General features: G+C 45.5%; 25 protein-coding genes. 10 read left to right on the top strand and 15 right to left on the bottom strand.

Translation table 11 applies throughout. The features are described from left to right. The first annotated feature begins 28 nt into the window (after nt 1–28). Both P8596_RS06340 and P8596_RS06335 read left to right on the top strand, forming a co-directional pair. Nucleotides 29–1,066 carry an ABC transporter permease gene (locus P8596_RS06340; protein WP_224520736.1) on the top strand — a complete coding sequence of 346 codons (1,038 nt, stop codon included), beginning with the start codon at nt 29–31 and terminating at the stop codon, nt 1,064–1,066. Nucleotide 1,067: 1 nt separating this feature from the next. Then, on the top strand, nt 1,068–1,721 hold the full coding sequence (locus P8596_RS06335; protein WP_224520737.1) for an ABC transporter ATP-binding protein: 654 nt from the start codon (nt 1,068–1,070) through the stop codon (nt 1,719–1,721). A gap of 23 nt (nt 1,722–1,744) precedes the next feature. On the opposite strand, the gene P8596_RS06330 is transcribed toward P8596_RS06335, so the two are convergent. From P8596_RS06330 to P8596_RS06320, 3 genes are all read right to left on the bottom strand, one after another. Beyond that, nucleotides 1,745–2,776: a beta-carotene 15,15'-monooxygenase gene (locus tag P8596_RS06330; RefSeq protein ID WP_224520738.1), complete on the bottom strand. Its 1,032-nt coding sequence runs from the start codon at nt 2,774–2,776 to the stop codon at nt 1,745–1,747. A gap of 39 nt (nt 2,777–2,815) precedes the next feature. Continuing rightward, nucleotides 2,816–3,910 (bottom strand): serine hydrolase, encoded by a 1,095-nt coding sequence (locus tag P8596_RS06325; protein WP_224520739.1) that lies wholly within the window; start codon nt 3,908–3,910, stop codon nt 2,816–2,818. Between the two features lie 110 nt (nt 3,911–4,020). After that, entirely contained in the window at nt 4,021–4,887 is an 867-nt protein-coding gene (locus tag P8596_RS06320; RefSeq protein ID WP_159361580.1) for a DMT family transporter, read from the bottom strand. A 251-nt stretch (nt 4,888–5,138) separates the two neighbouring features. Between P8596_RS06320 and P8596_RS06315 the strand changes: the two genes are divergently transcribed. Continuing rightward, nucleotides 5,139–5,309 (top strand): hypothetical protein, encoded by a 171-nt coding sequence (locus P8596_RS06315; RefSeq protein WP_224520741.1) that lies wholly within the window; start codon nt 5,139–5,141, stop codon nt 5,307–5,309. A 108-nt stretch (nt 5,310–5,417) separates the two neighbouring features. Then, entirely contained in the window at nt 5,418–6,950 is a 1,533-nt protein-coding gene (locus P8596_RS06310) for a multicopper oxidase family protein (protein ID WP_224520742.1), read from the top strand. A gap of 35 nt (nt 6,951–6,985) precedes the next feature. On the opposite strand, the gene P8596_RS06305 is transcribed toward P8596_RS06310, so the two are convergent. After that, the gene (locus P8596_RS06305; RefSeq protein ID WP_224520743.1) at nt 6,986–7,843 is read right to left on the bottom strand and encodes an AraC family transcriptional regulator; all 858 of its coding nucleotides are present in this window, start codon (nt 7,841–7,843) and stop codon (nt 6,986–6,988) included. A 253-nt stretch (nt 7,844–8,096) separates the two neighbouring features. On the opposite strand from P8596_RS06305, the gene P8596_RS06300 reads away from it, so the two are divergent. The 3 genes from P8596_RS06300 (at nt 8,097) to P8596_RS06290 (ending at nt 10,481) form a co-directional block, all read left to right on the top strand. Continuing rightward, nucleotides 8,097–8,531 carry an SRPBCC family protein gene (locus P8596_RS06300; protein WP_079531187.1) on the top strand — a complete coding sequence of 145 codons (435 nt, stop codon included), beginning with the start codon at nt 8,097–8,099 and terminating at the stop codon, nt 8,529–8,531. Beyond that, nucleotides 8,532–8,855: an ArsR/SmtB family transcription factor gene (locus tag P8596_RS06295; protein WP_224520744.1), complete on the top strand. Its 324-nt coding sequence runs from the start codon at nt 8,532–8,534 to the stop codon at nt 8,853–8,855. It begins immediately after the preceding gene. 147 nt (nt 8,856–9,002) lie between these two features. Continuing rightward, nucleotides 9,003–10,481, top strand: coding sequence for a flavin monoamine oxidase family protein (locus P8596_RS06290; protein ID WP_279726364.1), 1,479 nt, complete (start codon nt 9,003–9,005; stop codon nt 10,479–10,481). Nucleotides 10,482–10,523: 42 nt separating this feature from the next. Here the strand turns inward: P8596_RS06290 and P8596_RS06285 are convergent, their stop codons facing one another. The 3 genes from P8596_RS06285 to P8596_RS06275 all read right to left on the bottom strand — a co-directional run bounded on the left by P8596_RS06285 (nt 10,524) and on the right by P8596_RS06275 (nt 12,179). Next, complete coding sequence (locus tag P8596_RS06285) at nt 10,524–10,889, bottom strand: permease (RefSeq protein WP_244886877.1); 366 nt, start codon at nt 10,887–10,889, stop codon at nt 10,524–10,526. Continuing rightward, nucleotides 10,886–11,098, bottom strand: coding sequence for a helix-turn-helix transcriptional regulator (locus P8596_RS06280; protein WP_279726363.1), 213 nt, complete (start codon nt 11,096–11,098; stop codon nt 10,886–10,888). The genes P8596_RS06285 and P8596_RS06280 overlap by 4 nt, the downstream gene beginning before the upstream one ends. A gap of 145 nt (nt 11,099–11,243) precedes the next feature. Continuing rightward, nucleotides 11,244–12,179, bottom strand: coding sequence for an NADP-dependent oxidoreductase (locus tag P8596_RS06275; protein ID WP_279726361.1), 936 nt, complete (start codon nt 12,177–12,179; stop codon nt 11,244–11,246). A 191-nt stretch (nt 12,180–12,370) separates the two neighbouring features. Between P8596_RS06275 and P8596_RS06270 the strand changes: the two genes are divergently transcribed. After that, a complete protein-coding gene (locus tag P8596_RS06270; RefSeq protein ID WP_279726359.1) occupies nt 12,371–13,789 on the top strand; it encodes an NAD-dependent succinate-semialdehyde dehydrogenase in 1,419 nt (472 codons plus the stop codon). A 38-nt stretch (nt 13,790–13,827) separates the two neighbouring features. On the opposite strand, the gene P8596_RS06265 is transcribed toward P8596_RS06270, so the two are convergent. Next, the gene (locus P8596_RS06265) at nt 13,828–14,001 is read right to left on the bottom strand and encodes a hypothetical protein (RefSeq protein ID WP_224520750.1); all 174 of its coding nucleotides are present in this window, start codon (nt 13,999–14,001) and stop codon (nt 13,828–13,830) included. A gap of 324 nt (nt 14,002–14,325) precedes the next feature. On the opposite strand from P8596_RS06265, the gene brnQ reads away from it, so the two are divergent. After that, on the top strand, nt 14,326–15,624 hold the full coding sequence (brnQ, locus tag P8596_RS06260) for a branched-chain amino acid transport system II carrier protein (RefSeq protein ID WP_279726358.1): 1,299 nt from the start codon (nt 14,326–14,328) through the stop codon (nt 15,622–15,624). A gap of 65 nt (nt 15,625–15,689) precedes the next feature. Here brnQ and P8596_RS06255 read toward each other — a convergent pair whose 3' ends face one another. Continuing rightward, nucleotides 15,690–16,148, bottom strand: coding sequence for a GNAT family N-acetyltransferase (locus P8596_RS06255; RefSeq protein WP_279726357.1), 459 nt, complete (start codon nt 16,146–16,148; stop codon nt 15,690–15,692). Nucleotides 16,149–16,270: 122 nt separating this feature from the next. After that, complete coding sequence (locus P8596_RS06250; RefSeq protein ID WP_034762355.1) at nt 16,271–16,765, bottom strand: lactoylglutathione lyase family protein; 495 nt, start codon at nt 16,763–16,765, stop codon at nt 16,271–16,273. Between the two features lie 133 nt (nt 16,766–16,898). Here P8596_RS06250 and P8596_RS06245 point away from each other — a divergent pair, with 133 nt between their 5' ends. Then, nucleotides 16,899–17,231 carry a winged helix-turn-helix transcriptional regulator gene (locus P8596_RS06245; RefSeq protein ID WP_279726355.1) on the top strand — a complete coding sequence of 111 codons (333 nt, stop codon included), beginning with the start codon at nt 16,899–16,901 and terminating at the stop codon, nt 17,229–17,231. 77 nt (nt 17,232–17,308) lie between these two features. Here P8596_RS06245 and P8596_RS06240 read toward each other — a convergent pair whose 3' ends face one another. The 5 genes from P8596_RS06240 to P8596_RS06220 form a co-directional block, all read right to left on the bottom strand. Beyond that, the gene (locus tag P8596_RS06240) at nt 17,309–17,905 is read right to left on the bottom strand and encodes a LysE family translocator (RefSeq protein WP_279726354.1); all 597 of its coding nucleotides are present in this window, start codon (nt 17,903–17,905) and stop codon (nt 17,309–17,311) included. A 33-nt stretch (nt 17,906–17,938) separates the two neighbouring features. Next, entirely contained in the window at nt 17,939–18,556 is a 618-nt protein-coding gene (locus tag P8596_RS06235) for a LysE family translocator (protein ID WP_279726353.1), read from the bottom strand. A gap of 12 nt (nt 18,557–18,568) precedes the next feature. Beyond that, nucleotides 18,569–19,039, bottom strand: coding sequence for an Lrp/AsnC family transcriptional regulator (locus tag P8596_RS06230; RefSeq protein ID WP_279726351.1), 471 nt, complete (start codon nt 19,037–19,039; stop codon nt 18,569–18,571). 149 nt (nt 19,040–19,188) lie between these two features. Continuing rightward, complete coding sequence (locus P8596_RS06225; RefSeq protein ID WP_279726349.1) at nt 19,189–23,736, bottom strand: FtsX-like permease family protein; 4,548 nt, start codon at nt 23,734–23,736, stop codon at nt 19,189–19,191. Beyond that, complete coding sequence (locus P8596_RS06220) at nt 23,733–24,425, bottom strand: ABC transporter ATP-binding protein (protein WP_224520759.1); 693 nt, start codon at nt 24,423–24,425, stop codon at nt 23,733–23,735. Before P8596_RS06220 ends, P8596_RS06225 begins: the two co-directional genes overlap by 4 nt. Nucleotides 24,426–24,528 lie beyond the last annotated feature (103 nt).

The following is a 24,528-nucleotide window of genomic DNA, read 5'->3' as shown; positions in this document are numbered from 1 at the left end:
AGAAGTTATGAAAGGGAAGGTGATTTTTTTGTTTCTCGCATGGAAAGAAATCCGCTATGCCAAAATGAAATTCATACTGATCACAGGCATCATCACACTGATCACAAGTCTCGTCTTGTCAATATCCGGGCTTGCCAACGGCTTATCCGTTGATAATGCCTCTGCTATTAAAAATTTGTCTGCAGAAACATATATTGTTGAAAAAAGCGACTCGCATCAGCTTGAGCGATCAAATATGACAGCTGCTGATAGATTCACCGTAAAAGGAGGCTCTCCACTGGCATTGAAGATGGTCGAAATGACTCATGAAGGAGAAGCCGTGAATATCAGCCTCTTTGCCTTAGATCCAACCAGCACTTTCATGCCGGACGCAGAAGAAAGTGTGAAACTCGCGCCTTACGAGGTACTTGCGGATCCCGGCTTACTAAAAGAAGGATATCAGTCTGGAGACTCTTTCACGTACCAAGGGAAAACATGGATCATTAAGGGTTTTACAAAAAAACGTTTCAGTTACGGCCATACCCCGGCCATGTTCACATCGATGGAAACGTGGAAAGATCTCCATGGAGATGATCTTACGTACCAGGCACTCCTCTTCACAAATAAGGGTGGAGTGGACATTCCTTCCAAACTGGAAGCAGCACCAAAAGAGGACATTCTGTCAAACGTACCGGGTTATTCGGCGGAACAGGGCTCTTTAAAGATGATGGTCATCTTTCTGCTCATCATTTCGGCGATTGTCCTTGCAACGTTCTTCTATGTCATGACCCTGCAAAAGCTTCATCAATACGGTGTACTGAAAGCAATCGGAGCAAAGGCAGGCATTCTTCTACGAGCCCTGTTCCTTCAGATATCCATTCTTGCCGTACTTGGGATCCTGGCAGGGAATACCCTTACGTATGGATTGACACAACTCATTCCCGGAGGCGTCCCGTTTGAATTATCCTCTGGCATGATCCTGTTAAACAGCGGATTGATTTTGGTCATGGCATGGATCGGTTCACTTTTGTCCTTTAGAAGTATTATGAAAGTCGATCCATTAGAAGCAATCGGAGGGGTGAAATAAGATGACATCAATCTTGGAATTAAACGGAGTTACGAAGACATACAAACAGGGACATGAACGGCTCACGGTCCTGGATCATATTTGCATGAAAGTCAATAGTGGGGAGTTCGGTGCGATACTTGGTCCGTCCGGTTCGGGGAAAAGCACTCTCCTTTCCATCATCGGGGCGTTGACCAGTCCCACAAGTGGTGAGGTGACTCTAAACGGAAGAAATGTACACGACATGACCGGAAAAGAACAAACGGCTCTTCGTCTGAAGGAAATCGGCTTCATCTTTCAGCAATCGAACCTGGTTCCTTTTTTAACAGTGGAAGAACAACTGTTACTCGTTGGGAAGCTTACCAAGCAGAAGGACCACCTTCAGGAACGGGCATTGGATTTATTGTCTCACCTTGGACTTGATGAACGGAAAGCTCATTATCCTGAACAACTCTCCGGAGGCGAACAGCAACGGGTCGCCATCGCCCGTGCCCTCATGAATGAACCAAAGCTGATCCTTGCCGATGAACCTACAGCAAGCCTTGACCGGGAACGGGGGAAATCCGTGGTGGAATTATTAGTAAAAGAAACGAAGGAAAGAGATATTGCTACTATTATGGTCACTCATGACGAGTCGATGATCGGAGATTGTGATTGGGTTTATCGGATGGGATAGGAAAGGAGCGTGCCTGGAAAGAATCAGGCACGCTTTTCGTGTTGCTCTAATAACCGCTTTAACTTCTCAGGATCATCCACTCTCAAAGCCACTTTAGATACCACTTCTTTTTTACCCATGAACAGCGTCGCTTCGACGGGCTCTTTAAAGATCAGGATCACTTGAGGGTGAATCTCCTCAAAGTCTTTCTGCATAAAGACCATGGTGCCTTTACCTGGTTTCTTCTCTCCCCATTCTATCTCTTCGATGTTTGACAGGGGCAGAATCAGTCGCTGCCTTAATCCCTGCACCACACGCAATTCACCATTTTCTACTTCAACAGGATGCAAACGTGTAATCTGGATTTCTGCCAGTACGAGCAGAATACTGTACACGTTTAGAATGAGCAGAATGAATGACAGGATAGGAAGTTTGGTATGCAACCACCAGTGAAGTCCGATTGTTTCGATGGCTACGGCATGGATGAGCATGATATTCATGGCGATGGCACTGGTCTTATGATGCATCGTCACCACCCCGTCATGAATAAGAGGTTTCTTCCTCCAGCTGAAGAAGGCGTAGTACGCCATCAGAATCTCAGATGCCACGATTCGGACAAGAGGAAGTCTACTTACCTTTCTTTCTACTGAAGGAAGGAATGAAAAGATCGGACCTGTTTCCGATGATCTCATTTCGGCCCAGATGACCGGCATTCTCTTGAGCAGAAGGAAGATCAGTCCCAGTTCCGCCAGAAAGAACAAGGCCTCAAAGCTTATCCCCGAGTACAGGAGAATCGTATAGGGTGCAAAGAATTCTTCAGGAATGATGACTCTTGCCATGACCAATCCAAATACGACGAATCCGGCGGCCTGCTTCTTTGACACTTTAAATGCGGCATAAGCAAGTGCCGGTGAAATGATGACCAGATCCACTAAGGATCCAAGTACGGCGCCTCGATCAAGTTCAATGGCCAGGAACTGCTGCACGATTGGTTGATAAAGCATGACATTGCTGAAGAGGACGAGTGTTAACAGGGCAAGTGCCCATAGTGACCATTTTGAGTTTCGCAGAACCATGTTCACACCTCCAATTGACACCTATTCCATTTACTTACATTATAACTCTTTCAGCTCGTTCCGGAAATCTTCGTCTCTTAGAATATTCAGCATGAATGAATTCAAACTCCCTGAGATCTTATCTAACTCCCCTGCTCCCAACTCGTTTGTAAAGAGTGCAACCTCTGTTGAATTTCCTTCTTTATCCGTTGCATACGCAGCATTCGTGACGAGGAACTCTGTCGATCCCCCTTTTTGTCCGGCATGCTTTAACCACTCTTGATTGATTGGACTTTCCATAAGACCTTCCATGACTGAATCCAATCGATCCTGTGTTTCTTTGTCAAAAAAGTTCTTTGAATTCAACTTCCCCATGAGAGTGGAGTATTCAAAAGTGGTACTCCTGGTCAGTCTGTCAGACCAAATTTTGTCCAGACGCTTACTTGAATGCCCATTTTCAATATACAGTCCTTTTTCCCCCTCTTTTAAACGTTGTGCAATGGTTTGAGCGATTTGTATGTATTCCTCTTTTGACATCTCCTTTATCTTCGTCTCAATATAGTCATCCGTATAGGAAGGATCTTTCATCTTCAAATACGTTGGAATCAGCATGGCCCCCGTGACCGGGTAAAGCGCCTCATGTTTTTCAATGTGCAGTTCATCCAGTGATTCGTTGATCGCTTCCATTCCCAAGAGATCAATTAAATAGTCAGTGTTGGCATTGGAACTGAAAGCCATCATTCCTTTCACCACATTTTCAAGGGTAGTACTATTCCCAAGGAGAAGTCCCTTATCCTTTGAATACGCTATCCAGGCTTTATGGGCTCCCCCATCCGTATCCGGAATATAGTATCGATCAAGTTCTTCCAGAGAAATACTGCGGGAAGGATCTAATGTCTGTTCTCCGCATCGCTTCGCATATTCAATGGCTATGATAGTCTTCATCGCACTTGCTAAAGGATACATCTCATCTTCCCTGACAGACACAAGTGTTTCACCATTCCGAACCACCGTTAAACTCCAATTTTCGTTATGCTTCAAGTAGTCTAACAGATAGTCGGCATCCCTCTTTCCCGCATGCTGTCTAATCCCAGCCACGATGACGATCAATGCGATAATCAAGGCTATTCCTATGATGAATAAAGAAAGCTTCATTTTCTTCTCTCCTGTCTATTAACGGTTACTATATATACGGTGTAAAATTGGAAAATGTTTCATTTTTTTGCATGAAAAAACCTATCCATCGTTTGATGGATAGGTTTGAATCAGGCTGCCTGTTTCTTGCCTTCTACATTATTTTTCAAGAACATATACAATGATGCTCCGAAAATCACAATGTACCCAATGATGCTGTATACGTCAGGAATCTGTCCGAACAGGAAGATGCTAATGAGAGCGGAGTATACAACCGTCGAATAGAAGAAGATCGATATCTCCCTTGCCGGTGCAAACTTATACGCGATCGTGATCCCGAACTGACCGACTGTCGCAAAGACACCTGCGGATAACAGGTACACCCACTGTTTCGCGCTCATCGGTTCATAAAACCCGATGACAAACGGAAGCAGCACGACCGTCGTGAAAAAGGAAAAGTAAAAGACGACTGTATAAAACTTCTCCCTGCTCCCGAGCACCCGGAGGACCGTGTAGGCACCTGCTGCAAAAATAGCGGAAAACACCCCTGCAACGTATGGGATGACATCAAAAGAAAAAGCCGGTTTAATGATGAACAATGTCCCGATGAACGCAATGATGATCGCCACCACCTGAAAGACGCGCGTCCGTTCCTTCAAGAATAGAGCAGAAAAGATGATGGTCAAAAATGGACTCAGCTTGTTCAGCATATCGGCATCCGATAACACGAGATGATCGATCGCATAAAAGAACAGCACAATTCCAACAGCCCCTAATGAAGAACGCAGCAATAGAAGCTTTTGATTTTCTCTTTTTCCAAATAGCCTTTCCTTATGATACCGGACAAAACCGAATGCAATGAAGGCAGAGACGATATTCCGGAAGAATGTTTTCTGGATCGTCGGCACATCCCCCGATAACTTGACAAATGCAGCCATCAAGGAGAAACCAAACGCTGATAATAATAAAAGTAATATGCCTTTATTTCGATTTGACATTATATCCTCCAATGATAAACAATTTAGCAACTAAATTAGTGTATCAAAAAAAGGAGGCAAAGAAAAAAATTCGAACCACCAGCTATTATTTCCCTGAAAAAGGAATGCCTTTTGAACTAGGCGGGTATAGAAACAAACTCTTCATCCTGCAGGGGATCGGATTATTCCAACCTCGTATTCATGAGCAACTTTGATGACCGTGATCTGCTGGTCCAAGTTCAAATCGCGTTTATGATTCTTCGGGGAATGTCATGGACACCATTGAAACGGGTACAATGTCCATTGGTGCCAATCAAACCATCCCCTTCCTCCCGCAAAGTGAAACCACGAGGGACAACAGCCTGTGGAATCGGTTTACCATTGATACGGATGAGCGTACTGCAAACATTCAATATCGCTACCGGTATAAAGACGCCAATTAAGTAGAAGCACCTGCAGGTCAGGTGCTTCTTCTTTTTATAGAAAGAGGATATTCCAGCCTACCTCTCAATACATATGGAATAATAGCACCATTTAGAGGAGGTTCTTATATGCTTGAGAAATTCGTCGATCCGCTTCCCGTCATGAATACGATTCAACCCGTTTCTGCCCACAAAGGCTCTGACTATTATGAAGTGACCATGAAGAAAGGGAAGCAGCAACTTCACAGGGACCTCCCCCCTACTTCGATTTGGGGATACAACGGACAAATACCCGGCCCAACATTCAAGGTGAAACGAAATCAAACGGTTCGGGTCTTATGGAAAAATGAGCTTCCAGAGAAGCATTTCCTCCCTATCGATACCACCGTTCATGGAGCAGGAAAAAATCAGCCCGAGGTCCGCACCGTTGTCCATCTACATGGAGGGGCGACACCTGATACGAGTGACGGTTACCCGGATGCCTGGTTTACAAAAGGGTTTAAAGAGAAGGGGCCCTTCTTCGCCGGGGAAGTTTACACATATCCCAACCGGCAACAAGCTACCACACTCTGGTATCACGACCATGCGATCGGCATCACAAGGTTGAATATCTATGCCGGACTCGCCGGGGCTTATATCATCCACGATGATGAAGAGAAGGCTATGTCTCTGCCTGCTCATCCATACGATATCCCGCTTGTGATCATGGATCGGTCGTTCAATAAAGACGGTTCGCTTTATTATCCTTCCGAACCGGATCCCCCGGTTTCAGAGGTCCGTCCCTCCACTGTTTCTACTTTCTTCGGGGAAACAATCCTGGTGAATGGGAAGGTCTGGCCATTCCTTGAAGTTGAGCCAAGACGGTATCGCTTCCGATTGATCAATGCTTCGAATTCCCGGACATATCAGCTTTCTCTTTCAAACGGAAAGCCGTTCATTCAAATAGGATCTGATCAAGGGCTACTCTCTGCCCCTGTCCATGTTTCAGAAATCTTGCTTGCCCCTGCTGAACGGGCGGATGTCATCATTGATTTTTCTAGCGCAATGGGAGAATACATCACCATTCATAACCGTGCACCGGCTCCCTTTCCAACCGGTTCGGTGCCAGACCCTGACACGACAGGAGTGCTGATGCAGTTCCGCGTAATTAAGACGCTTCAAGGTCAGGATATGAGCAGGATTCCACCGACATTACGGCATGTACCAAGATTGAAGAAAAGGCATGCCATTCAAACCAGGGATCTTTTTTTAAATATGGTACATGATCAATATGGGCGGGAGATGCATCTATTAAATCATCAATTATGGGATGATCCGATTACGGAGATGCCACGTTTAGGGAGTAGTGAAGTATGGAACTTTATCAACATTACGGAAGGGTCCCACCCCATCCACTTGCATTTGGTACGATTTCAGGTGCTGGACCGGCAGACCATTGATAATAAAATCTATCAAAGGGAAGGTAGAATTGTCCCCACTTGCCCCCGTATCAAACCAAAGCCCAATGAACAAGGGTGGAAAGATACGGTTTGTGCAAACCCCTGGGAAATGACCCGGATCATTGTGGCATTCGGTCCTTACACCGGCTTGTACGTATGGCACTGTCATATACTGGAGCATGAGGATTATGAGATGATGCGACCGTATGTGGTGATCAGGTAAATAAAAAAAGCCTCCGCACTGGAGGCAAAATCATCTTATTTCTTCATTACGGGAACCCAGACCTCGCACCTGTAATCCTCGTCATTCGGATTCCCCGGCGGATATAATTCAAATTCAGGTGCACTTCCATGCACATACCCTGTAGACGGGAACCATTCAGAGAAAATCCGTTTCCACACATCCTGGATCGCGTCAGGCATCGGACCGATCGATTCAAATACGGCCCATGTGGAAGCAGGTATCTCCTTAACCTCCAGCGGGGGATGAGTGTCAGACTTCTTTTCTGATCCGATAAAATAGGTGAACTCTTCATTAGGGTCATCAAACTCCATGCAGATTCCGAGCATTTCATCATTCCCCGCAGCCTCGCAAATCTCACTGTCCAAGCCGGAAGTATTCACTTCATCCCAAAGTGTCGGAATCTCCTTTAAGTTTTGGCCATTATGGGTTGAGACTCTTTTCCCTTTTCCAATCACCTGAAAGGCTTCTTTTTCAACAATTCTATAATTCATTTCAACTTCCCCTTTTAATTGGATTTGGAAGGAGATACGCGGGAATGCTTTTAAAGGAGTTCCTGATTCTCTCACCTGGGATGGAGAAACACCGTGAGCTTTACGAAACGCCTTCGAGAAGGATTCCGGTGTTTCGTACCCATACCTGAAAGCGACATCGATGACCTTCACATTCGCATGATTCAGTTCCTGTGCCGCAAGAGTCAGCCTTCTTCTCCGGATGTACTCGGCTACAGTGCAGCCTGTGACTAGTGAAAACAGCCGTTGAAAGTGAAACTTCGAGTTCAGTGAGAGCCTGGCAAGCTCCTCCATCTTGATATCCCCTTCAAGATTTTCCTCAATATACTGAATGCAATCATTCATCCTATGAAGCATTTCCATTTCTGATCTTCTCCCCACTACCCTAATGTACCATTCAACTAATCGGTACACCTGTCAATTTGTGCACGGTTATGACCGGTTATATTCTATTCGATAATAGTAGCTGCTATGCTCATACTAATCTTTACCAAGACACTACTTCTACACTCTTTCACCTATTTCCTCTTTTCATTGACACGAAACCATATGGTGTTATATTATTAAAACGAAACCAATTGGTGTTATTTTCATTCACAGAAAGCAGGCGAGAAATATGAAATCAAATCAAAGCAATCAACTTCAAGATATTACCCAAACCGTCCTCTTCAATGCCCCCATTCAAAAGGTATGGGACACGGTCTCTACTTCAGAAGGCATATCTACATGGTTCATGCCGAATGATTTCCAACCAGAGGAGGGATACGAATTCCATATTCAGTCCCCTTTCGGCCCGTCCCCATGTAAGGTATTGGAAGTGGATGCGCCTCATAAGCTGACCTTTTCCTGGGATACGGATGGCTGGTTCGTCACATTTCTTTTAAAAGAGGTCGGGACACAAACGGAGTTCACATTGATTCATGGTGGCTGGAAGCATGATGATGCGGTTGTTTCTAAACCGAACGAAAAAAGCTCCGTTATCCGGGAACGAATGGCGAACGGCTGGGTCGGCATAGTGGACCAGCGCCTTCGGAAGGTTGTGGAGGAATAAGTGTCCGCCGTTAAACATGACGTTTTCCAGGCGATTGCAGACCCGACTCGCCGGGAAGTGCTTCGCCTTCTTTCGGAAAAAGAAATGCCGATTTCGGCTCTGACTTCCCACTTTCCCATGAGCCGGACCGCCATTGCAAAGCATCTTGCCATCCTGACAGAAGCCGAGTTGGTTTCAGGAGAAAAAATCGGCAGGGAAAAAATCTATCGCCTCCAGCCTGAACCCCTTGGAGAACTAAAAGACTGGTTAGCCTATTACGAACAGTTCTGGAGCAATAAACTGACCAAGCTGAAATACATTTTGGAAGAGAATAATGAAGAATAGCGAAGAGGGACGGACCTATAAATTCAAGGTTTGTCCCTGTTTATTTTTTACAAATTAGAGAGTTGGAACTACGTCTTTCCCGTCTATTCATCTTCTCCTCTATCATATATATAGATAATGCAGCTTCGGCTTAAGGGGGAGAACGAATTGGGAAATAGAGCTGATGATCATCATTATGGTGATCTTTCTTATCCGAATGATATGGTATCCATTGTTAAAAATGGATTGGTTCCCACACAAAAACCAAGGAAAGTGATTATCATCGGTGCAGGTATGGCCGGCTTGGTGGCAGGATCCCTTTTGAAAAAAGCAGGCCATTCCGTTACGATCCTTGAAGGGAATGACCGGATTGGCGGAAGGGTATATACGTTACGGCAACCTTTTTCAGAAGGTCAATACCTCGATGTAGGTGCCATGCGATTTCCGGAAACCCATGATTTAGTATTTGAATATATTCGTAAATTCAACTTACCCACCAATGAATTCATCAATAAGAGTGATCTCTATCTCGTAAATGGAGTCCAAACAACAGATTGGAATTACAACAAAAATCCGAATATCTTCAACTATCCCTTCCCCCCTGAAGAACAGGGCAAAACAGCCATCGAATTATTATCCTCCGCCGTAAAACCCTTTTTAGACTTGTACGAAAAAGCAAGCCCTGAGGAACAAGAACGGTTACGATTAAAGTTTGATCATTATTCATTCGATGTTTTTTTGCGGTTCAATCCAATCGGAACCTCCCTTTCCCCCGAAGCCATCCGTATTGTAAAGGTCATTCTTGGTATAGAAGGGTTTCCCGAGCTTTCATTTGTTGATATTCTTCTTGATATTGTCCGAACCGTCTTCAATGATAAATTAAAGTTTTATGAAATAGATGGTGGAAACGATAAGCTTCCCTACTCTTTCTTGCCGGAGCTTCATCAGAATATCTTCTACTCCCAAAAGGTCCATGGAATTGTTCAGAAGGATGACGGCGTCGAGGTCATTACAAGAGATCGGGCAACTAACCGTTATCATCGTTTTCTGGGGGACTACACCATCGTGACGGTCCCCTATTCTGTATTCCAATTCATTGACGTCCATCCTCACGATTCCATCTCATTTCAGAAGTGGAAGGCGATACGGGAGCTGAATTATGTCTCATCTGTAAAAATCGGTTTGGAGTTTAAATCAAAATTCTGGGAGACTTTTAAAATTGGGAATATCATAACGGATCTTCCCATCCGATACACGTACCGCCCAAGCCATGGCATCGGTGTCTCAGGTCCCGGCGTCATGTTAGGCAGTTACAGCTGGGGACAGAATGCCAATCTCTGGAACAGTTTGCCTGAAGATGAGCGAATTCGCGAAGCACTTCAGGGACTGTATAAAATATACGGAGATCAGGTGTACAAAGAATTTTCAAAAGGTGCCTCATACAGTTGGGGGGAAAACCAATTCTCTGCCGGATGCTTCACCCTATTCGCCCCCAACCAGGCTACGGACTTTTCCGATTCCCTGTACTTATCGGAACACCGCATCCACTTTGCCGGAGAACACACCTCCCCTTTCCACGGCTGGGTGGAAGGGGCAATCGAATCAGCCATACGTGCCGCCTATGAAGTCAACAATAGAACGGATTGAAAAGAGGGACGGACCTTTGTTCCAAAGGTCCGTCCCTTCTGTTTAGTAAATTTTGGCCATGACGACCATGGAGATGAATACGGTCATGATGGTCAGACTGGTGATTATGTACATTAGATTCATAGCCGTTAGATCAATCAGGCCAAGGCCGAGTGTGGACATGATGATAATGTAAAAGAATAAGATGGCAAAGTACGAATAGAAGATTCCCTTCTCCCTTATGACCTTCATCCGTTCATCCTTATCCTTGAACTGTGGATAAAGATAATGCATACAAAAGCTCATTACCGTCAAAGACAGCGGAGTAAGGGCAAAAAACGGGAACTCCCCTGCCGAGATGCCGACGAAAAATAAAAAGGCCGTCTGCAGCGCCATAATCGATCCTATAATCAAATAACCCTTTGTCACGATTTCTCTTCCCCTTTCTCTTCATACAAAAAAATCTTTTCAATTGACGTTTCAAATACATTTGCCAGCTGAAAAGCCAGATTCAAAGAAGGGTCATACTTCCCCTTTTCAATCGAAATGATGGTCTGCCTCGAAACCCCTAATCTCGCCGCCAATCTTTCCTGTGAGTATCCAAACGTCTTGCGGTATTCTACTAGTCTATTTTTCAAAGAAGGATACCTCCTTATATTTCCATATCATAATGTAAAGGATACTTTACGTCAAGTGTCCTTTACATTATGATGGAACTTCTTCATTCAATCGTATACAAAAGGAGGGACGGACCTTTGTTCCAAAGGTCCGTCCCTCCTTTCATTATTTCACTTTAATCACGATTTTCCCTTTTGCATGGTGCGTTTCACTGAGTGCGTGAGCGTCTTTTAACCCTTGTTCGCTCAGTTGGAATGTTTCTCCGATCACTGGCTTTAATTGACCGGATTCGTACAGGTCGGCAAGCTTTGAGAGTTGTTCTCCTTTTGGATCCAACCAAAGGAATTCCGCTTTCACTCCGTACTTAGCCGCTTCCTCCTCTTTCGGGGGCTCTGCAATCGATACGAGCTTCCCATTTTCCTTGAGGACTTTATAGCTGTTCGACTGAATGTCCCCGCCCATGGTGTCCAGCACCAGGTCGAAGCCTTGTAACACTTCACTAAAGTCTTCTTCTTTATAATTGATGAACTGATCGGCACCCAATGATTTGACGAAATCCTCATTTTTACCGCTTGCCGTGGTCGCGACATGCGCTCCAAAGCTTTTGGCAATCTGAATGGCGAAGTTCCCGACGCCACCGGAACCTGCATGGATGAGCACCTTATCACCTTCTTTGATTTCACCAAAGCCGACTAAGCATTGCCAGGCTGTCAATCCGGCAAGCGGGATGGCCGCCGCTTCTTCAAAGCTCATGCTTTCAGGCATTTTAGCGAGTAGCTCTTCATCCACGGCCACATATTCAGCATAAGTGCCTTCCCTTGTCGTAGCCGGTCTTGCAAATACACGATCACCTACTTCAAACCCTTTTACATCCTTCCCTTTTTCAGCGATCACTCCCGCTGCATCCCATCCCAGGATGATCGGGAACTCAAAGTCCAGCATATCTTTCAGATACCCTGCCCTCACCTTCCAATCGATGGGGTTGATGGATGTGGCATGATTTTCGAGCAGTATTTGATTGTCGCCGATTGACGGCTGGTCGATTTCCTTCTCCTGTAAAACGTCCTTGTCTCCGTACTGGTTGATGATGATGGCTTTCATATCACTACGCCCTCCTTGTTTTTGAACATACGGTTTATCTTCCCTCTTATTCAGGGTATTTAAACAATAGAAAGCCCATCGTCATAAATTATAAGTGTATTACTGGATTCTTCCCTCACACTATTGTAAATTTAAGACAAACTACATAGTCATACGCATATGGGAATCTATCTTTCTAAAGGAGGAACACGATGCAACACTACAATCTCATCATCAATGGAGAACAAACCGGATCGGATCTTGACAAGAAAGAGGTAACCAACCCCGCGACATCGGAAGTGATCGCCACCATTCCCAATGGAGGTAAAAATGAGGCTTCGAAGGCGGTGGATGCCGCTCATGAGGCATTCAAGGAATGGTCCCAATTCTCGGCTTACGAACGAAGTGAACTCATTCGAAAATGGTATGATCTTATTAATGAAAACAAAGAGGATCTTGCACGCACGATGACCATCGAGCAAGGAAAACCGCTTAAAGAGGCACTCGGTGAAATTCAATATGCCAACGGATTCATCTCCTGGTACGCTGAAGAAGGAAAGCGGGTTTACGGGGAACAGATCCCTGCCACTCAGCGGAACAAGCGATTATTCGTCCATAAGCAGCCGGTAGGGGTCGTAGCCGTCATCACTCCGTGGAACTTCCCTGCGGCAATGATCACACGCAAGGTTGCACCGGCACTTGCCACCGGCTGTACGGTCGTGATCAAACCGGCAAACCAGACCCCTTTGACTGCATTAAAGATGGCTGCACTTGCTGAAGAAGCCGGAATCCCGAAAGGCGTTGTAAACGTCGTCACAGGAGATTCGAAATCCATCGGGGAAGCGTGGATGGAAGACATGCGAGTCCGGAAGCTGACCTTCACGGGTTCAACGGAAGTCGGAAAGGTCCTGATGAAGGGATCAGCGGACACCGTTAAGAAAATATCCCTGGAGCTCGGCGGGCATGCACCTGTCATCGTAATGGCCGACTCTGATCTAGAGAAGGCAGTAGATGGGGTCATAGCCTCCAAATTCAGGAATGCCGGCCAGACCTGCGTCTGCTCCAATCGGATTTATGTCCATGAATCCATCGCAGATACTTTTTCTGAAAAACTGGTTGAAAAAGTAAAGGCGCTGAAAGTCGGAAATGGACTCGAAGAAGGCGTCGATATCGGTCCATTGATCGATGAAGATGCCATCGAGAAAGTCCGCAAGCATGTGGAAGATGCCGTAGACAAAGGTGCTTCCGTTGCCTACGGAGGAAAAGGAATAGAGGGTCTATATTTTGAGCCGACTGTTTTGACGAACGTGAACGATGACATGCTGTGCATGAATGACGAAACATTCGGACCGGTCGCTCCGATCACTACCTTCAAAACCGAAGAAGAAGCCATCGAACGGGCCAATGACTCCATTTATGGCCTCGCTGCCTATGTGTTCACCGAGAATATCACGAAGGGAATCCGGATCAGTGAACAACTTGAGTACGGTATTGTCGGATTGAACGATGGGTTGCCATCGACTCCCCAAGCTCCATTCGGAGGATTCAAACAAAGCGGCCTCGGCCGTGAAGGCGGTCACCAGGGCATAGAGGAATTTTTGGAAGTGAAGTATATTTCCCTTGGATTATAAGCAAAAACAAAGGCACGCATCCCCATGCGTGCTTTTGTCTATTTTTTTTGAAAACGTCCCCTGATTTCCCTGTACAGATACAATGCCCCGGCCATAAGGAATAAGAAAATGATAAAGTTCATATTTTCCGGGCCGGTAAATCCGTCAAATCCTTGCATAAATAAGAATAGCATCCCGAAAGAGAGATAGATTGCCGCCGCAATATGCTTCATGGAACCAGCTCCTACCTGCTTTTTCTATATACATATTCCAGACTTGTTGCTTGCATAACTTTAGAGAGACAAGAAATTAACATTATAGTAGGAAAATTCATTGACGACACAAATGGCCTGTGCTAGATTGTGAGTATTAATGAAATTTTAAAAAAGAAGAATTGTATGAATATATCCGCTTTTGCATATCAAAGTTTGGACCATACGGAATATGGTTAGTCATGCGAGTTCAGACTCGTCCCTGATCAGGGGCGGGTTTTTTCATGTGTGATGTAAAATGTGACGGATGGCCTATCAGTCGGTCATGAATTTGGAGGCGTATTTATGAGAAAAAAAGATGTCCTGATTTCGGGATTTATGCTTTTTTCGTTATTTTTTGGTGCAGGGAATTTAATATTCCCCCCCTATCTCGGGATGGAATCCGGAACCCACTTTGCTGCAGCGATTTCCGGATTTATTTTAACGGCAGTGTTCCTGCCCTTTTTGACGATCATTTCCGTATCCCTTTCAAAAAATGGATTATTATCGATTGGTGAAAGGGTCCACCCCGTTTTCGGGATTGTTTTTGCCGTCGTCATTTATATGTCCATAGGTGCTCTTTACGGAATCCCGAGAGCTTCCAATGTCGCGTACGAATTGGGATTTTTGCAGATCGTCAGTGTGGAAGGGCGGCTTCCCTTATTAGTATTCTCGATCGCTTTCTTTGGATTAACCTATTTGCTTAGCATTAATCCTAAAAAAGTGATTGATCTTGTCGGGCAATTCTTAACACCTATACTGCTCATCGTACTGGCTGTATTGTGCATACAGGCTTTTTTCACCTTTGATTACACTGATGCAGCAGCCAGCGAGAAATTCCAGTCAGCACCGTTCCTGAAAGGCTTCCTTGAAGGGTATTTTACAATGGACGCCGTGGCAGCCCTGGCTTTCGGCATTGTCATCATCAATGGATTGAAAGAGAAAGGAGCTTCCGGTAAAAAAGAGCTGATCCGCGGAACCATCAGCGCCGGAATGATTGCCGCCATTGGACTCGTGATGGTGTATCTTTCCCTCGGGTGGATCGGACGGGTGATTCCCCATGAAGCACCGATCAGTAATGGCGCAGAAATACTCGTGTTAGCATCTCGGCAACTATTTGGATACAGCGGCAACCTCCTATTTGGTTTGATTGTAATGATTGCCTGTTTGACGACATGCATCGGACTGATTAATGCGTGCGGCCGCTTTTTTCATGAGATCTATCCAAGATACTCCTATAGAGCATATGTACTGATTTTCATCCTGATTGGGATGGCCGTGACCAACCTGGGACTGAATATGATATTAAAGGTCGCCACGCCTCTGCTTGTTCTCATTTACCCCGTGGCGATAGTACTCGTAGCCCTTTCCCTCTTTCAACACTTCTTCGGGGAAAGCAGAAGGATGTATGTATATGGTGTCAGCATAGCAGCGGTCTTTTCCTTATACGAAATGCTCGCAAGCCTCAACTTGAAAATGGAAGGAATTCAGGACGTCATCAGTCATCTTCCCTTAAGTGCAAATGGACTCGCCTGGACCACCCCCGCCCTATTCGCCGTCATCATCGGATACGGACTGGACCTCTTTCAAAAGAAAATCATTTGAGGGACGGACCTCCCTAAAAAAAGCAGCAAGCGAATGTGACCCATCACATTTCCCTTGCTGCTTTTTTATATACTGGTCCGTTTTTGATAAACGTTCATAGAATCTCCACTGAGTCCAATGGCTTCTGTTGAATGAGTCCAGCCGTATTTTTCATAATATCCTTCGAGGTCAGTCGTCAGGTAAAGACTGTCGTACCCTTTTTTATGAGCTTCCCGGAGAGCATGGTCGAGGAGGGTCGAACCAAGACCTTCCCCCCTCTGATCAGGGTGAACATACAGACATGCCAACCACGGAAACAGGTCCTGACGGCTGTTAAGATCGTTTCTTAGTAATGCGTAGGTGCCGATGATGTCCCCCTCACGCACAGCGATATAAAAACGGGGAAGGTCCGCTTCCGTCTGGCAGGAATGAAACATGCAGTCATGGTAGAACCTGTAATTATCCTCATTTCCCCATTGTCCCCAGAACACGTTCACTGCTTGTTCAAACATGCTTGAATCTTTATGTAATTCAATTATTTTCATCGCGGTTTTCCTTTCTCACTTATTGAATGTTACACTACTGTATTCTTCATCCGTGACAGAAAACCTTTTTCCAAAAAAGAAAAAGGCACATTCAAGAGCTGAACGTGCCTTTTATGCATCAATTAGTAAGCCCCATCGGAGTAGGTTAATTCATAGCTGTGGGAATATATCTCGAAAATATTCCCGAATGGGTCTTCCACATACACCATGCGATAAGGTTTTTCACCAGGATAATACTCACGGACCGGCATACGCTGTTTTCCTCCGTGCTGCTTGATCTTTTCGACCATGCCTTCTACATCAGGATCCTGGATACAGAAGTGGAATAATCCCGTCTTCCAATATTCGAAGTTATTCTCCGGTTTTTCATTATGAGGGAATTCAAATAGCTCGATCCCTATTTTATCACCTGTTGCCATGTGGGCGATCCTGAACTTCTCCCAGTCGTTACCGAACACGTCGCGGCACATCTGACCGATCGCTGTGTCGTCATTCTCGACATCAGATGGTTCCATGATGACATACCAGCCGAAAACCTCTTGGTAAAATTTTATCGCTTCTTCAAGGCTCGGGACGGATAGTCCAATATGAGAAAATGATCTTGGATATGGTAACATCGTACATGACTCCTCCTTCGTTTTGATTAGTTTCATCTAACACGACTTCATTATACGAAGATGAGTGGCTCTATGTAAGAATGCACTTTTTTGTGAGAAACTAACCTTTAGGTAAGAAAGGACTGGATATGATATGGATACACCTACCGATCAGCACGGTAAACTGAAGTGTTCAATCGAGTACACATTGAGGAAAATCGGAGGGAAATGGAAGACCGTCATCCTCTGGCACCTCGGGACGGAAGGGACCCACCGGTACAATGAATTGCGCAGACTCCTCCCGGGTGTCGCCCACAAAGTGCTGAGCCAGCAGCTGAAAGAGCTCGAAGAAGACGGCTTCATCAACCGTACCCAATACGACACCATCCCACCTAAAGTCGAATACTCCATGACCGACCTCGGCATGACCCTCATGCCCATCCTTCACCACATGCACGAGTGGGGTAATGAGCATGGGGAGTTTTAAAAGAAGAGAGAGGGACGGACCTCCAAGCGGGAATCTTATGTAAAGTAGAAATCCGTTTTGGAGGTCCGTCCCTCTTATTATGCTAGTGATAGAAATGCCAGCAGGATGATGAGGAGGCCCGCTACTTTATTGACGATGGGGAGATGAGGGGTGATGTTCTTTTTAAATAGGTTTACTCCTATACTCAATACAAGCCACCAGGTGACTGCGCCCATAAAGACGCCAAGGATGAGCGTAACCGCCATTCGGATAGAGCTGCTTTCATTAGAAAACCCTAAACCTGCAAACATGGCAGCAAAGTTGAGGATGGTGACAGGATTTGTGATCATTAGGAGCAATGTTGATGCAAACAATTGGCATGATGAGCTCTCCCCTTTGACTCTTACAGATTCCTGTGGGGGTTTCTTCTGAAACGTTTTGATTCCCAGATATACCAGGAAAACCAAGCCGACCATTTTAAAAAACACTTGCTGTTCCAACATGAATGCGGAAACAACAGTGAATCCAAAAGCAGCAATACTGGCATAAATAATATTGGCAGTCGCCGCACCAAGACCTGTCAAAAACCCTGCAGTGAAGCCTTGTGATAATACCCTTTGTATGCAAAGCAACCCAATTGGGCCAACTGGGGCCGAAACAGAAAATCCCAAAATAAAGCTTTTAAGTAATAACATGATGTATGGATCCTTTCTTCATAAATATCCCGTTTATAACAGATCGATCAAAAAGAGTACACTGAAAATCGTCAGGACGATACCCGCTGCTCGGTTGATCACTCTTAAAGAGGCAGACCCAATCCTGCTTCCGATCCATCCAGAAACGAAAGCAAGCCCCCACCACCAGAGCGCCGATCCTGAAAAGACGCCTGATACTACTGTCAGCACGGTGACGAAATCCTCTGAACCTGCCACCCGGAATACTCCAAAGATCGCTATAAAAGCAAGGATCGTCATTGGATTCGTGAGAGTTAATAAGAAAACCGACACAAATCCTTTCACTGAAGAATTAGTATCGGGTTCATCCAGCAGCTTTGCAGCAGGTTGTGAGGTGAATGTCTTCCACCCTAAAAGCAAAAGGAACACCCCTCCCCATAATTGAATCCAGAACTGATGATCCAGAAGAAATCCCGAAACCATTGTCAGCCCCATAACGGCAATCAAGCCGAAAAGGGCATCTGCTGTGGCTGCCCCTAATCCTGAAAGGAAACCCATCCTTTTCCCATAAGTCAATGACCTTTGAATGCAAAGAATTCCGATTGGCCCAACTGGTGCCGCAATGGCCACGCCAATCATAAGACTCTTAAGAAATAATAATACAGAAGTCATTGTTTCCTCTCCTTATTCTGAAGAAAACGTACCTGATGGCAGTGGCAAAATCGTACTCTCTTTAATAGAATCCATCACAATCGTGGTCTTCGTCCGGGTGATCCCGTGAAGACTCTTTATTTCATGACTGATGATACGATCAAGATCTTTCGTGTTCCTGCTCCGGATTTTCAAAAGATAGTCATCTTCCCCTGCAATATGGTGGCATTCCTGGACTTCAACCAACTCATTGATCAATTGAAGAAAAGGTCCTCGATGCTCCGGTCGTTCCAGTGATACGGCTACAAAGGCAGTGAGTTCAGATCCCAAGCTGGCAGCATCCAGGATGGCTCCAAAATGCTTGATTACACCCTTCTCTATAAGACGATTGACCCTGTCCGCCGTGGCCGGGGCACTTAGTCCGATCGTAGCTGCTAAATCAGACCACTTAAGCCTCGAATCGTGCATAATCGCATCCAAAATCTTTTTATCATAAGCATCCATAATGAAAAACCTCATTTAATTAAGTTTTTTATATAATAACTTAATTTTCATAAGTTGTGAAGAGGAGAATTCAAAAACAGGGACGGACCTCCAACAAATCCCTCAATGAATTCCATGAGAACCGTTTGGAGGTCCGTCCCTCTTACTTTCTATTTAAGCCATCCTGTCAGGAATTCTTTTTGGCTGCCTTCGTAGTAGGCTTCGAAGAACTGTGCAAAGGTGTCGGAATCTACATGTTTGAATTGATACTCTTTGTAGTAAGCCGCTAAGAAGTTCAATGCTTCCGTTCTTCCTCCATTACCCTCGAAAAACTCATTCAACAGGAGCGGGCCTTTTCCGTATACAGTTGAAATATAATTCCGTTGAAATTCATTGAGCGGGGTATTCAGGAACTTTTCCGGCTTCTCCGTGTTCAACACTTGATTTGAAAAGGCAAATGCTTTTCCCTCGTCCTTATATTCATATGCGAGATAGAAGGAGGATAGTAACTCTGCGAGACTTTCATCAAGCCATGCATCCCGATAAGGATTGTTCGCCACTCCCTGGTAGAACCATTGATGGGCAATTTCATGGAACAATGGGTGCTCGTATCCATCAGGATCACCCGATATTTCCACGATATTCGAGTATTCCATGTCCCCATTATTTGCAATGAGATCCAATTCACCGGTCGGATTCTCTCCGATGTTATCGTGGTAAAAAAGGAAAGAATCTGCTGCTTTTTTGAGCACATCATCCATAATGGAATCTTGTTCTTTTTTCATAAAAGCCCGGATGGCCACGTTTCGATACATCCCGACTTTCACTTTTTCTGTTTTTTGTTCCCATTCATCGGGGTTCAGGAATGCGAGATAGAAATCTCGGATGCTGCTTCCTTCGATTTCCCCTTTATTCACCGGTTCTTCCGACGCATCTTCCCCGGAGCTTGCCACCAAATATTCCTCTGGAGTTTCAAAGGAAACACGATAATTTCCATAGGTTGTATCATAGGATTCGCCTTTCGGATCGAAAGGCTCTATATCCCAACCATCTTGATACGTAGCGAGCATCGGATACCATTGTGCTAGAAAGAAGTCTTCCCCTTTCTGTGACAACCGTAATCCATCTTCCGGAAGTTTCAAGCTGTAGTCGATGCTGATCGATTTCGTTTCACCAGGCTGTAGCTTTTCATCAAGATCGACAAGGAGCTTATTCCCATTTAAGGAGTACTGAAGATCCTCGCCAGTGGTATTTATGGAGTGAATGCTGGTTTCCGCATGACCTTTCAGGAAATCCGGTTTATTTTTTTCCGTAAATGCATTCGGGATGAAATAAAACCCAATATCCCGAAATGCTTCTTCTGAATGATTGGTCACCCTGATATCGGTCTCGACACTCCAGTTTTTCTCCTTATCCATTTTTATCTTCATCGTGTAATCCCCTGTTGCCCCCGGGGAAACACCGGTTTTCTTCAACGTAAAAGGCTCCCTGCTTTTTCTCAGGTCTTCTCTCGTAAGTTCGGCCACTACATCTTTGGAATGATCAGGAATCCTTCCGCTTATCAGAAAGCGTTCATACTTCTCGGGCACTTCGAACGTCAATAAAGCCGTCACTCTACCTGGAAACTTCAATCTTCCCCCACGGTAATTGAGTGCATCCACAATGTCCGTTTTCAATGGATAATACTTCTTCTCCTTTTCATCCAATAGGAAATAGGCACCTGGTTTGAATGAGAGATTGCTTGAATAGGGATCACTATATTTAATGTCCCAGCTGACAGGTATCGTGATGAGCTGATGTTTCTTTTTTGCCTTTAATTCCGGTGGCGTTTTACTAGGTGACTCAATAAGGATCGTTTGCTGATCAAGGTCCAGTTTTTCACCAAGCTCTGCCTGCTTTCCTGCAAGTTCTTTCGCTTTTAAAAATGCCAGGGGAGCATCCTCCTGTGGCCCAGCCTCCTCTTTCATTTCCGGGGCAAAGACCGACGTTGTTTTTCCTTCCGTTCCTTGTTCTGTCACCGGAGATGCCACTTTCGCGGTTTCAACTTTCTGGACTTCGGGAATTCCCTTCGCCACTAAGGTCATGACACCGAGGAGGAGGATGACTGCTGCCCCTGAAAGAATGTATTTGAATTGCTTTTCCACTTTCTTATCATTGCTGTATCCTCCATTCAGTCCCTGATAAGGAGGAGTATTGGCAGCTTTCCCCGCAGGCAGGACGGCTGCGATGATCCCGGTGACGACCGGGATCGATAGGGCGGCCACATAGATCCACCAAAGGGTGAAAGGGACGCTACCGTAAACCTTCCAGACTAACGTAAAGGCAAAAAGCAGTCCGACGACACCGGCTAGTGCCCCTGAAAACACCCCTTCCAAAATGACAAGTATCCGGACGGTACCATTTTTCCAGCCAAGAGCTTTAAACACCGATATTTCGGGCTGTCTTTCCGCTACATTCTGCCAGATGATTTCAGCCGTAGTCAGGATGGCGATCGAGAGGGCGATCCCCATTGCCACATAATGCATCGTACTGACTTCCATGGCCACGTACTCCCCTAACCAGGTCGTATACATAACTCCTTTCAATCGAAAGGTGATGAATAAGTAAAAGACAAGAAGACCTGTCGGCAGACCCATGGAAACGACGGATAAAACGGTCCGTTTCCACCTGGACACCATTGAATTGATGGCCATTCCGACCACGGATTCAGACCTTGCCACCCGTTTGTGTTTCATGGAAATTTCCCCTGAACGCATCGCTTCGTATGGTCTGATTTTTTTCACAAGATAGGCGGGAATGAGTGCACCCGCGATATAAATCGTCAGTCCGATCAATCCGATGAGGGCCACTCGAATATAGGATGTTCCCAGTTCGCTTGTCACTGAAAACCATGCCAGTATGAGCCAGCTGATAAAAGATACGACCATACCCAGCAATAGTGCTTCAAGAAGAAGGAGTCTTGAAAGCTGATTCGGACGCCAGCCCAATGAAAGCAAAACGGCAAACTCCTTTTTCCGGGCGTACATCATGATGAGATTGGAGGAAAACACATACACGATCGCCACCAGGATGACGCTCCCCACTACTCCTGACACCCCAAGCTTTGCTTCTTTAAAAATCGTGATGGAAGAACCAATCTTAATCCACGGCTGTTCGATCCAGCCAAAGCCCTTTTCCCCCTGAATGCCCGGGATATGGGTCAAAGCAGGCTGCGGGGAGGACCCTAACGTGATATCCACGATCAATCCCGTTTTCTCTTCGATTTCTTTTGCCATTTTTTGAAGGACTGCTTCACTATCTTCATTGAAGGTGTCAACCCCCTTTACGTTGACACGTATCGCTGAGATGGGTTTGTCCCCCAGAACATGAGCCGCCGCATCCAGTGTCGTCAACATCAAAGGAGGCTTCGTCAGGAAACCATAAGGATTATTTGCAGGCTTCATCGTGACGGGTGGATTGATGGGATCCCCTTTCTCATCTACTACCCAGCTGGCTTTCGAAGGAAAGTACGTTTCAACGGGCAGCTCCGTCAAGGGGTCTTTCGAAATGGTCAGCTTCTGGGCATCAAAGATCCCGATGTAGTCCAGTCGCAACCTCGGCCAGCTTGAGCTATCCTCTCCGAACGACTCAACCGGCCTGTACGCCTGGTCGACTGCCAGAAGAGAATCCTCCGGTAAGTTGTATGGTTCCACTTCATAACTGAATGCCCACCTTTCCCGAAATGGGCTGGTCACCGGTTTGTATTCCACCGGCGACGGCTTGAAGGCCATCCAGCTCATACCTCCCAAACCTGATTCGAAACTTGGGTTCATCACGGAATTGACAATTTTTTTGTGCGCTTCCTCTGTCGTGAAACTCCTTTCTTCCACGACACTCCCTGTTTGCTGCTCTAAATATTTCTCCCCGCCATTCTTCTTCACTTTTTCCATCGTTGCATCCTGATGGTCGGGATCGAATGGCATATCCAGCTTTTCCACTGTATAGTTTATTTCCCCATCAACGAATTCACGGTTGCTTAGAATGACCGGTATGGAAATATCGTTTAGGTTGCCTTCCAATGGTATATCCATGACCTCGTCATTCTCTGAAAAATACCGGCTCCCTTTTCCATCCACCATTGCATTGTCTAGTCCGACAAGCTTTGCTTCCTGTTCGGGATCAATCCCTGCAACGAGGACCTGTGTACCGTAAGATAACTCACCTATTGACTCACCAACCCCATAAGCCCGATCCATCGAATACTGTCCGCCACCCACTGTAAAATAATAGTTTCCGTCGTTAACCTCCGCTTTCACCCCGGTCTGAACCGTTTCTTTTTGATTCAACCGGTAAATTCCCGGCTCTGTTATGTTCAACTCTCCCATTTGAACGTCATTGAATACATACCCCATCACAGAGATGGGTGCTGCAATCTTGACATCGTCCATTCCCTTGATGGTTTCATATTGTTCCAGAGTGATACCTCCGTCGAGTCCACTCAAATAGTTTGGTTCCAATAGATTCATATCTTCCGTGACACTTCTGGAGTCAGGCGGCCTCACAACCATATGATAGGAAGATTTCCACCTTTTCTGCAGTTCACTCACAATCGTTCCGTTATTGGTTTGGGTCATCCCGACGAGATAACTCAGTCCGACACTTAAAAGCAGGACTCCGATGATCAGCAGGATGAACCGCTGCTTGTTGCGCCACCATGTATTCCATATAAAGCGGATCACAGGGTTCCCACCATCCGATCAGATAGAATCCTGCCATCCTTCATTTCAATGATTCGATCCGCTTTCTCAGCAAGTTCCGAGTCATGGGTGACAAAGATGACCCCACATCCTTTTTCCTTATTGAGTGATTTTATAATTTGAAAGATGAGCTCCCCTGTTTCCGTATCCAGGTTGCCTGTCGGTTCATCGGCCAATAGCCACTTAGGCTCATGTACCAAAGCCCGTGCAATCGCGACCCTCTGCTGCTGTCCGCCAGACAGTTGTGAAGGAAGGGAATCCAGCTTATCACCAAGCCCTATGGATTCCAACAATTCTTTCGCCCGCTGTTTTTTATCATACGGAACTTTCCTTGAGAAAAGGGGGGCCATCACATTCTCCAATGCTGTCATCGTAGGGATCAAATGGAATTGTTGAAAGATGAAACCGATGTTCTCAAACCGGAAATCCGCCATCTCCTTCTGACTGAATTCCGTTACATCCTTTGACTCGAATAAGATACTTCCTCCTGTCGGACGGTCCAACGTTCCGATCACGCTCAATAACGTTGACTTTCCCGAACCGGATGAACCTACCACAGAAACAAATTCCCCTTGTTGAAATTCAGCCGTTACATTCAATAAAGCATGCGTCTCTACACCTTCACCTTTATATATCTTAGATACCCCATCAACCTTGACCCCATTAACCATCCAAAAGCCCCCTGATTTTTGAATTTTTTAACAATTATAACAGAAATACTACAAATGCATGACAAATATTTGAAAATTCATGAGGGACGGACCTTGTTGTTTG

This window comes from Rossellomorea sp. DA94, assembly GCF_029834455.1.
GTDB lineage: Bacteria > Bacillota > Bacilli > Bacillales > Bacillaceae_B > Rossellomorea > Rossellomorea vietnamensis.
The sequence above is the reverse complement of the archived record's forward strand: the minus strand, read 5'-3'. Positions and strand labels throughout refer to the sequence as shown.